Annotated in this window: 9 protein-coding genes; 6 read left to right on the top strand and 3 right to left on the bottom strand. The window is 56.4% G+C overall.

Going from position 1 to position 10,098, the window contains the following annotated elements; translation table 11 throughout:
* Positions 1–27 precede the first annotated feature (27 nt).
* Genes L1S32_RS03990 through L1S32_RS04000 form a run of 3 tightly spaced genes read right to left on the bottom strand, consistent with a single transcriptional unit; the run spans position 28 to position 4,169 of the window.
* Positions 28–2,718, bottom strand: coding sequence for a DEAD/DEAH box helicase (locus tag L1S32_RS03990; protein ID WP_278156320.1), 2,691 nt, complete (start codon positions 2,716–2,718; stop codon positions 28–30).
* Positions 2,705–3,463 (bottom strand): metallophosphoesterase, encoded by a 759-nt coding sequence (locus L1S32_RS03995; protein ID WP_278156322.1) that lies wholly within the window; start codon positions 3,461–3,463, stop codon positions 2,705–2,707. The genes L1S32_RS03990 and L1S32_RS03995 overlap by 14 nt, the downstream gene beginning before the upstream one ends.
* Before the next feature lie 4 nt (positions 3,464–3,467).
* Positions 3,468–4,169, bottom strand: coding sequence for a hypothetical protein (locus L1S32_RS04000; RefSeq protein ID WP_278156324.1), 702 nt, complete (start codon positions 4,167–4,169; stop codon positions 3,468–3,470).
* Between the two features lie 200 nt (positions 4,170–4,369).
* On the opposite strand from L1S32_RS04000, the gene L1S32_RS04005 reads away from it, so the two are divergent.
* Genes L1S32_RS04005 through L1S32_RS04030 form a run of 6 tightly spaced genes read left to right on the top strand, consistent with a single transcriptional unit; the run spans position 4,370 to position 10,096 of the window.
* Complete coding sequence (locus tag L1S32_RS04005) at positions 4,370–5,338, top strand: replication factor C small subunit (protein WP_278156326.1); 969 nt, start codon at positions 4,370–4,372, stop codon at positions 5,336–5,338.
* A 14-nt stretch (positions 5,339–5,352) separates the two neighbouring features.
* A complete protein-coding gene (locus L1S32_RS04010) occupies positions 5,353–7,482 on the top strand; it encodes a minichromosome maintenance protein MCM (RefSeq protein WP_278156328.1) in 2,130 nt (709 codons plus the stop codon).
* Positions 7,483–7,530: 48 nt separating this feature from the next.
* Positions 7,531–7,860 carry a dihydroneopterin aldolase family protein gene (locus L1S32_RS04015; RefSeq protein WP_278156330.1) on the top strand — a complete coding sequence of 110 codons (330 nt, stop codon included), beginning with the start codon at positions 7,531–7,533 and terminating at the stop codon, positions 7,858–7,860.
* The gene (locus L1S32_RS04020) at positions 7,857–8,687 is read left to right on the top strand and encodes a TatD family hydrolase (protein ID WP_278156332.1); all 831 of its coding nucleotides are present in this window, start codon (positions 7,857–7,859) and stop codon (positions 8,685–8,687) included. Before L1S32_RS04015 ends, L1S32_RS04020 begins: the two co-directional genes overlap by 4 nt.
* A 45-nt stretch (positions 8,688–8,732) precedes the next feature.
* Positions 8,733–9,026: a DUF424 family protein gene (locus tag L1S32_RS04025; protein WP_278156333.1), complete on the top strand. Its 294-nt coding sequence runs from the start codon at positions 8,733–8,735 to the stop codon at positions 9,024–9,026.
* A 23-nt stretch (positions 9,027–9,049) separates the two neighbouring features.
* Complete coding sequence (locus tag L1S32_RS04030; protein ID WP_278156334.1) at positions 9,050–10,096, top strand: 60S ribosomal export protein NMD3; 1,047 nt, start codon at positions 9,050–9,052, stop codon at positions 10,094–10,096.
* The last annotated feature ends 2 nt before the right edge of the window (positions 10,097–10,098 follow it).

Below are 10,098 nucleotides of genomic sequence, written 5' to 3' on the forward strand. Positions count from 1 at the left end.
CCTTCTCAATAACGCCTTCCCGCCCGTTCACCAGAACCGATGGGTCTTGATGTAATTGCGTTCAGCCTTCAGAATTTCCCGGTAGAATTCGTCGCCGTCACACATCCGGGCAATGATGCGCGAGGCGTTCTCCGGCCCCACACCGCGTGCGGCAAGCGCCACCACCGCTTTTCTCCCGCTGGACAGCACGATGTTGGCATTCTTCATGAACCGCCGTTCCGTCGCCGCTTCATCCTCGTTCTTCTGCTTCTTTTTCACCGCGGGTATCAGTTCATCCTCCCACGGTTTGAGGGCGGCCACCAGCCGTGCCCCGCATTTCGGGCACTGGGGCGGATCGGCTACCCGGGACACTTTGGTCAGGCTCTTCCATGCCCGGCAGTTCATGCAGAACAAAAGGATGTTGTCATCCTCGATTCGGCGCCGGACCGCGGCGATGATGGCATGATCGGCGCTGGGCGGCGGAATGAGGTCACGGGACGACGAAAGGCCCTCCCGCCCGATGGCCGAGAGCGGTGCGATGACCACCTCCGTCTCCCCGGACTGGATCTGCTGCACCAGCATTGCGGCCTCGTGCACGTCCATGATGGTGGTGAAGAGCTCCCGGTAGGTTTCGGTCTGGATGGGGGTGCCCTCAAAGGTGTCCAAAAGGCGGTGAATGCTGATCCGTTCGTAGTCGGCCTGCGGATCGATGGCCCCGAACTTCTTTGCGATCTGCACAATCTTCCACTTAAACAGAGCCGTTCGCTTCATCGCCAGCCGGAGCAGCCCTTCGATATGGGACGGGTCAACGGAATACAAGAGATCACGGATGTCTGCGGCCCGTATGGATGATGGGAGGCGGAACAAAATCCGGTAAGCACCCACCTCAATGCCCACACTTGACCCGTACCGGGCGGTCAGCAGAATGGAGAGAACGCGGGAGAGGGCCTCGTTTGCCTTATGCCCCCCGCAGATATTCATCACGACGCCTTCATCAAAGTGTTCGAGCGTCACCAGCCGGTCCGAACCGACCGGTGCACCACTCTCATCCATCGAGATGAGGATATCCTCGGCATAGGCCTCGGAGAGGGCTCCGGCATCATACGCCGCAAAGGAGCGGGTCCGGCGGAGGCGCCCGGTCTCCTGTGCGATGGCAAACGGCACCGGAATCTGCTCCCCCTCCCACGAGGGCAGTTCGCCGCGGGCTGCATGCGCCGGTTCAACGATGATCTTCCCGTCATCCAGATCAACGACCTCCCAGAGCTGGCCCTTCACAATAAAGGTCGCACCGGTGTTGATCCAGCCGATAACAAAGGACTCGTCAAGGGTGCCCACCGTCCGGCGGGAGACCAGATCAAAGATCTGCACCTTCTTCTCATCCGGGATCATCGAGAGATTGCCGTACAGGTAGGTCCGGCACCTCCCCGTCCGGGTCAGGAGACTGCCATCCATCCGGATGAGCCGGTGCTCAGCCATCTGCCGACATACGTCAGGGATTGCACCGGTGTCCGAAAACCCGTAGGCCCGCTCAATAATGGCCGTCACCCGTTCCAGGGTGATTTCGCCATACTCCACCAGAAGGGCCGCAATCTGGTTCGCGAGCACATCCAGTGCACCATGGATGATGCTGACATCCTCGGACTCATTCTCCTTCGCCCGGCGGGTAATCACCAGCGATTCACAGAGGTCGTCAAATCCGGTGGAAAGAATGGTGCCATGCGAAACGGTGTCCAGACGGTGGCCGGCCCGCCCTACCCGCTGGAGAAGGCGCGAGACCTCACGGGGGGAGCCGAACTGGATGACCCGTTCGATGTGCCCGATATCAATGCCCAGCTCCATGGACGAGGTGCAGATGAGGGACCGGATCTCCCCCCGTTTAAAGCGGTCCTCAGCGTCGATACGGATCTCCTTCGAAAGCGAACCGTGATGCACCTCCACATCGCCCCGCTCGTACAGGCGGTGCCCCAGCGCCTCGGCGGTCGAACGCGTATTGACAAACAGCAGGGACGATTTTTCATGGTCGATGCACCGCTCCACCGCCCGCACCTGCGAATCAAAGTCCTCCCCGGCAAACCGGACCGAAACATCCATATGCGGTGCGGCGGGGATATTGACAATCGCATGCGGCCGTCCGTTCCCCGTCAGAAAGGCCGCCACCTCTTCCGGATTTCCCACCGTAGCCGAAAGGCCGATTCGCTGGAACTCCCCCGCATATGCGGCAAGGCGCTCAAGGGCGATGGATAACTGCGCCCCGCGTTTGCTTCCGGCGAGTTCATGAATCTCATCGATGATGACATACCGGACATTCGGCAGATGCTCCCGGAGGCGTTTGCCGATGAAAAGCGCCTGCAGGGTCTCCGGCGTGGTGATCAACAGGTCAGGCGGGTTCAGCGCCTGTTTTCTCCGTTCATACTGCGAGGTGTCCCCGTGCCGGACGCCAACGGAGAGCCCCAGCTCATGGCACCACCACTGCAGGCGAAAGAGAATATCACGGTTCAGGGAGCGAAGCGGGGTGATATAGATGGCCTTAAACCCGCTCCCTGGCACCCGGAGCAGCTGGTCAAATACCGGGAGCATCGCACTCTCCGTCTTGCCGGTGCCCGTCGGTGCGATGAGCAGGAGATGGTGCCCTTCACAGATCGGCGGGATGGCCTTCTGCTGGGTAAAAGAGAGCTCCTGAAAATTTCGCTTCAGCAGGGTCTCCTGAATTTCCGGAGACAGCAGGCTACGCACGGGCATCTGACATCAGTGCTCCCAGTCGGTCAATGTATGTCCCGTCGCCTAAGAATACTTCGGCAGATTCTGTATCAAAACACCGGGACACCGGGCTCAGTCTGCTCGCATGAATGGTGCGGACATCAATCCCTCCTGCGTACTCAAAGAAGGCCGGCATGAAGAGAATGCGGGTGCTCCGGCCGCCGGTATGGGAAACAATCCCGGCACACGCCTCCTTCACCTCTGCCAGCAGATAGGCCGGCTGTGCCCGCAGTGCACACCCCACCTCGTCATACAGGCTCACGACCGGATGGTGATGGCCGCATACAATCAGGTTCCCCGCCGATTCGGGAGGCAGGTGCATATGCCCGTGCACATACCACGTGCCGTCAAGCATGGCGCCGCTCTTCGGCAGCAGCTCCGCCTCCTGTAAGAACCGTTCGATGCCCCCGTCGTGGTTCCCCGGTATCAGCCGGAACGCAATTCGTTTTCGGATGGTTTCCAGAATACCGGGGAGTTCTGCAAACTCCTGCCGGCTCATCATGGGAACCGAATGCTTCAGGTCTCCCAGAAACAGCAGCAGATCCGGGTCTGTTTCGTCAATACACGCACAGATGCGACTGAGGCGGTCATTGCTGTTGCTTGCGATGTGCACGCCGTTCCGGGAGAAGCCGGATTCGGCACCGAAATGGGCATCAGCAATCACGAGCAGCCTGCACCGGTTTTTCATCAGGAGCGCAGGGCCGCCGGGAATAAACTCCGGGGTCATCGTCTTACAATAGTCGTATCAGGTCCGGTTTTGGCTGATAACAGTCGCCGTCCTCGATCATCGTCTTCAGAGCGGCACGGGTTGTTTCGCGGGTGATGCCCCTGGTCTCCAGTGCGGCCATCAGTGCATCGAGACGTACGGTATTTTTCTCATCGGAGCCGTTCCGGATCTCCTGAACAACGGCTATCAGTACAGCATCGTCCACCACCGGTTCCGGCGCTGCAGGGGCCGGGGTTCCGGTGAGCACGGTGGAAAGTGCCGTTTCAGTCATTTTGCACAGCTGTTTTTTCCGGTCCGGCTCCATATCCGGCTGCTCAAGCAGGGTGATAAGGTCGTCTGCTGCTGCAAGAACAAACGTGTCCCGGACGGAACGGGACACCGGCACCAGCGTTTCGAGCATGGGCATGCATTCCCCTGCCGTGCACCGAATGCCTGCCGCACAGAGCACAAACGCCGGAAGGGCAGTCTCTTTCAGAACAGCAGAGATATCCTTATTTGCGGTATGATACCCCACAACAAGCATGCCCGTCGGGTCATAGAGCGTGAGATGGACAACAGGTTTATTCGTATCCGGAACCTCCGTAAGTGCGCCGCAAAAAAGGCATTTGGTTATTGTTCTCCCGGAAAGAGCACGAATCCCATTATTCTTTATGGTGGCCCTCCCGGAATTCAGATCGCCGGCGAATAGTTTCTGGTACGGTTCCATGCAAGTATCCTGTTCTATTTCTTTGTGCGGACAATCCTATATGCTATCGGATGGGGGCAAACACACCATTCATAAAAAATATGAGGCAGATACAAAATAATAGACAACAACCGGTTTATCTTATACTCTTTATGTGCAGAATATGTTAGCAACAAATGTATACTGTCTGCGGTATCTGAGTACACAGGTTAGGGGAATATATGACTGCAAATACAATCTGGATTGAAAAATACCGTCCGATGGTGCTGGATGATATTGTCGGGCAGGACGAGATCGTTTCCCGCCTGAAGTCATATGTCATTTCAGGAAACCTCCCGCATCTGTTGTTCACCGGCAATGCGGGCATCGGAAAGACAACATCTGCCGTTGCTCTGGCACGGGAATTTTTTGGCGATACCTGGCAGATGAATTTCCGGGAACTGAATGCGTCGGATGAGCGGGGAATCGATGTCGTCAGAAACCAGATCAAGCAGTTTGCGCGGACAGCACCGCTCGGGGGAGCGGAGTTCAAGATCCTCTTCCTCGATGAGGCGGATGCACTGACCCCGGATGCACAGGCCGCCCTTCGCCGCACGATGGAGAATTACGCACCAAACTGCCGGTTTGTTCTCTCCTGCAATTACTCCTCAAAAATCATCGACCCCATCCAGAGCAGATGCGCCATATACCGCTTCCGGCCCCTCTCAAAAGAAGCCATTACAACTGAAATCTCCCGGATTACCACGACAGAAGGCCTGGAATGCTCCCCGGAGGCGCTGGATGCCATCGTCTATGTCGCACAGGGCGACATGCGAAAGGCCATCAATGCACTGCAGGGCGCGGCAATTGTCAGCACGCAGATCACAGGCGACATGGTGTATGAGATCACATCGACCGCACGGCCGGAGGAGATTGAGGGGCTGATGCAGACGTCGGTTGCCGGTGACTATGAAGGGGCAGAGGCCCTGGTGCATGAACTCCTCTATTCACGCGGCATTGCGCCCAATGAACTGATAAACCAGATGTACCGGTCCATTATCCGGCTTCCCCTTGAACGCCGGCTGAAGACACAATTAATATCGCACCTTGGCGAAGCAGATTTCCGCCTCAGTGAAGGGGCGAACAGCGAGATACAGATGGAAGCACTGATAGCAAATATTGTCCTGAGTGCTGATTCCATGAAACAGTGAGGAGGCACAACCGGGTGGAAGACGAGATTGACGACATAGAGATTACCGACCGGGCAGCCGACTGGAACAAATTTCTCAAGAAACACTACCGCAAAGAGATAGGCGAGATCAGCGCACAGTATCCGCACCTGAAATCCCTTGAGATCGATTACCGTGAAATCTCCAAGTGGGGAAAGACCGGGCTTGAAATCGCCGATGAACTCCTGAACAATCCAGGAAAGGTGATCGGAGATGTGAAGGATGCCATCCGGAACTACAACCTGATCTTCACAAAGGATGAGGAGGGAAAAACGGATACGATCAATATCCGGTTCCGGTGCCTTCCCCGCAAAATCGATGTGCGTGACATCCGCTCCCACCACATCAACACCTTCATCTCGGTGGAGGGGATTCTCAGGAAGACCACCGAAGTGCGTCCGCGGCTGACCCATGCGGTCTTCCGCTGCCTGATGTGCGGCACCATGACCGCACCCTACCGGCAGGAGTATGCACGGTTCACGGAACCCTACCGCCCCTGCGCCCAGTGTGAGCGGCAGACCAAAATGGACCTTGTACCGGCCCTCTCCACCTTTGTCGATGCACAGAAGCTGCGCATTCAGGAGTCACCCGAAGGGCTCCGGGGCGGGGAGCAGCCGCAGACGCTTGACGTAGACGTCACCGACGACCTGACGGGGACCGTCTCTCCGGGTGACCGCATCATCGTCAACGGCATCCTCCGTTCGGTACAGCGGATGAATCACGGCCAGAAAAGCACGCTCTTTGACATCTATATCGAAGCCAATTCGATTGAGATAGGCGAAAAGGAGTTCGAAGAGGTGGCCATCTCAGAACAGGAGGAGAAGACGATCCTGGATCTGAGCAAGGATCCCGAAATATATGAGAAGATATCCCACTCCATCGCACCCTCCATCTACGGCATGCAGGATGTGAAGACGGCCATATCCCTCGTGCTCTTTGGCGGCATTGCAAAAGAGCTGCCGGACGGCAGTCACCTCCGTGGGGATATCCATATGCTCCTCGTGGGAGATCCGGGTATTGCAAAATCGCAGGTACTCCGGTATGTCATCAAACTCTCCCCGCGTGGCATCTACACCAGTGGCAAGTCGTCCACGTCTGCCGGGCTGACCGCAACTGCGGTGAAAGACGAATTTGGTGACGGACGCTGGACCCTTGAGGCAGGTGCGCTGGTCCTTGCGGACATGGGTATCGCTGCGGTCGATGAGATGGACAAGATGGCAAAAGAAGACCGCAGTGCACTGCACGAAGCGATGGAACAGCAGACTGTATCCATCGCAAAGGCAGGCATCACCGCCACCCTGAAGACGCGGTGCGCCCTTCTCGGAGCGGCAAACCCAAAGATGGGGCGGTTCGATGAGTATGCCCCTATCGCAGAGCAGATCAATATGCCGCCGTCCCTGCTGTCGCGTTTTGACCTCATCTTCATCATGGAGGACAAACCGGAAGAGAAACTGGACCGGGCCATTGGTGAGCATATCCTGAAGTCCCACAGTGTCGGTGAGCTGATTCAGCACAACAGCAAATTCCCGATTGAAGGCATCGATGAGGACTACATCACCCGGCAGCTTGCACCGGTCACACCGGAGATTGAACCCCTGCTGTTCCGGAAATACATCGCCTATGCAAAGAGGAACTGCTTCCCCATCCTCACGGATGAGGCCCGCGAACACATCATGGGGTATTACCTGAATCTGCGGGCCCTTGCAGACGACAACAGCAAACCGGTCCCGGTTACCGCGCGGCAGCTGGAAGGACTGGTGCGTCTGGCAGAGGCAAGCGCACGTATCCGTCTGAGTAATGAGATTGATTTTTCTGATGCGGACCGGGTCATCGCAATTGCCGACCGGTGCCTGAAGAAAGTGGCGTATGACGCGGAGACCGGCACCTATGATATTGACAAGCTGGTCACCGGGGTCTCAAAGAAACGCCGTGATATTGCACGGATACTCAAAGAGACGATCCGTGAACTGGCGGACGACAAAGGCTTTGCCCAGACCTCTGATATCACCAGCCATCTGGTGGCATCCGGGTACAACAAGGATGACATTGAAAAGATGATCGAACAACTGACCAAATCCGGTGAGGCGCTCGAACCGCGGCACGGGGTCCTGCGGCTTCTCAATTAGAGCATACGAACCAGTGGTTTAATTGATTCACCGGAGAAACCACAATTTATGACAAGAGATGATATTCAGGCTGCCTTCGAGGCAGGAATAAAACTGGGTGCCCTGTACCACCAGTGGGTGGGCACCCCGATATCCCCGGATACGGCCAAATCCGTTGAGACGGCCATCGCAAACGCGGTCGCCCTGCAGCCCTGTGTGGACTCGGTTTCTGTCACCATCAACACCGATATGATGGAAAGAAATCCCTTCGGGTACAGCGAACTGGCAGGAAAGATGCTCGAGGTTGAGATTCAGACCACCGCAGGAGACGCGACATGCACCGCATCCCTGAAATTTGACGGTGAATATCCCCTGATGGAAATTCTTGATATCAGATGACCGGACTGGGCATACCGGTAACTGACGACCACATCCACATCGACCGGGAGAACGGGAGAGGAACAGAGGCAGCGAAGGACTTCTTCCGGGCCGGCGGCACCCATATGTTCCTCGTCACCAAGCCCTCGTGGTCGCATGCCGTCCACCCCGTAACAGGTGACGAGTTCAGGGACGTCTATGAAATAACCCTGAAGACCGCAGCGGCCATCCGGGAGACAGGCGTGGTCGTCTTTCCGATCTTCGGCGTTCATCCGGCGGAGATCGGCAGGCTGACTGAACGGATGCCGCTGGCTGAGGCAGAAGCGGTGATGAAACGCGGCCTTGACATCGCAGCGGAATATGTAGAGGAGAAAAAAGCCGTCGCACTGAAATCCGGCCGCCCGCATTACCCCGTTAACGCGGAGGTCTGGGAGGCATCGAACCGTATTCTGGCGCACGCCCTTGCCCTTGCGCATGACACCGGCTGCGCCCTGCAGATTCATGCAGAGACCGGGCCGTGCGCCGATGTTGCTGAGATGGCAGCAAAAGCCGGCATCCCGGTCAAACGCGTGATCAAACATTTTGGCACGCCGGATACGCCCCTGATGCCCTCCCTGCTTGCACGCAGTGAGGATATCCCGTCCTGTGCACAGAGCGGCCTTACCTTCACGATGGAAAGCGACTATATGGATGACACCTCCCGCCCGGGGGCAGTCATCGGCCCGAAATCAGTACCCCGCTATACCCGGAAATATCTCGAAGAGGGATCGTTCACGGAAGATGACGCATGGAAAATTCATGCCGAAACTCCCGCAGAGGTATATGGTGTGGAAATAACACTTTCCTAGTGCTTTCCCCATATTTTTATTCATTCCCGCCAAATAGTATACCTAATGTACATGAAGATACACCGGTATGCTGGTGTAGGTCAAATTGTTGCGGTTTGCGACACAGAACTTCTCAACACAACCCTTACAGACGGAAACCTTACGATACACATAACCGAAGGATTCTACGGCAATACGCCCTGCACACCGGAAGAGGTCAAAACAGCAATTCAGCATGCCTCAAACTGCAACCTTCTCGGAGAGAAAGCGGTTCAGGCAGCAATTGAGTGTGGAATTCTGAAAGAAAACGGATATATGAGAATCGGGACCGTGCCCCACGCCCAGATATACCGAACCTAAACACAAAAGAGAACGCAGGATTTATGTCAATACAGGAAAATTTTTGCCCGAAATGCGGGGGCAAAACTGAAAATGAAGGGCTTTGCAATAAATGCCTGAGATCATCTGTCGAATGGCTGGTCTGTGAGCCACGGGTACAGTGCGTGTTCTGCCCTACCTGCGGCTCGATACGAAAGGGAAGCATCTGGACTGACGTGCCGTATGAGCGCATGAAACTGGCAGAAGAACTGGCATTCGAGGCAGTCGCCGTGCATAACGATGTGCAGGATCTGGAACTGGGCATCACCATGACCGAACCCACACCCAACCGCACCCTCTGTACGGTGTATATACGGGGGACGCTGTTTGGCGAACCGGTTTATAAGACCTGTGAAGTGCTTATTGTCTGGAGGAAAGAGCAGTGTGACCGCTGCAGCCGGTTATCCGGGGGGTACTATGAATCCATCATTCAGGTCCGGGCAACCGGCAGACGGCCGGATCTCTATGAACGCCAGCGGGTGGATAAGATTGCCCACGAGGTGGAAGATAGTACGCAGGAGTCCGGAGAGCGCCTCTCCTTCATCACCCGGATTGATGATATTCGTGACGGGGTGGACATCGTCGTATCCAGCCACAATATCGGCGATACCATTGCACGCCAGATCGTAACCGAGATGGGAGGAAAAATCACCCGCCATCCAAAACTGGTGGGTGAGCGGGAAGGAAAAAAATTATACCGCATCACCCTCCTCCTCCGCCTGCCGCAGTTCCGGAAAGGCGACGTGATCACCCATAAGGACCGGTACTACGAGGTCAGGGGAACCGATTCGGGCCTCCTCAGGGTATTTGATCTCAGGGAAGGGATCTCAAATGTGCTGCATGACGATTCCGGGTACCGGCTTATTGGCAACGTCCGGGAAGCAGAAACGGCGGACGTCACCTATATTGATCAGGATATGGCGGGCATCCTTGACCCGGTTTCCTACGAGATACGGGAAGTCAAGGCACATGCATGGCTGAGACTCACCGATCACGAAAAGGTGCGTATTCTTCGGGACCCGGAAGGCGGCGAACTCATTCTGGTCGGATAACA

It is taken from the genome of Methanogenium sp. S4BF, from assembly GCF_029633965.1.
Lineage (GTDB): Archaea > Halobacteriota > Methanomicrobia > Methanomicrobiales > Methanomicrobiaceae > Methanogenium.

Excerpts from the sequence above, each read along its gene's own strand:
- L1S32_RS03995 (WP_278156322.1), bottom strand. The coding sequence starts at position 3,463 with ATGACCCCGGAGTTTATTCCCGGCGGCCCTGCGCTCCTGATGAAAAAC.
- L1S32_RS04005 (WP_278156326.1), top strand. The coding sequence starts at position 4,370 with ATGACTGCAAATACAATCTGGATTGAAAAATACCGTCCGATGGTGCTG.
- L1S32_RS04020 (WP_278156332.1), top strand. The coding sequence starts at position 7,857 with ATGACCGGACTGGGCATACCGGTAACTGACGACCACATCCACATCGAC.
- L1S32_RS04015 (WP_278156330.1), top strand. The coding sequence starts at position 7,531 with ATGACAAGAGATGATATTCAGGCTGCCTTCGAGGCAGGAATAAAACTG.
- L1S32_RS03990 (WP_278156320.1), bottom strand. The coding sequence starts at position 2,718 with ATGCCCGTGCGTAGCCTGCTGTCTCCGGAAATTCAGGAGACCCTGCTG.
- L1S32_RS04000 (WP_278156324.1), bottom strand. The coding sequence starts at position 4,169 with ATGGAACCGTACCAGAAACTATTCGCCGGCGATCTGAATTCCGGGAGG.
- L1S32_RS04030 (WP_278156334.1), top strand. The coding sequence starts at position 9,050 with ATGTCAATACAGGAAAATTTTTGCCCGAAATGCGGGGGCAAAACTGAA.
- L1S32_RS04025 (WP_278156333.1), top strand. The coding sequence starts at position 8,733 with ATGTACATGAAGATACACCGGTATGCTGGTGTAGGTCAAATTGTTGCG.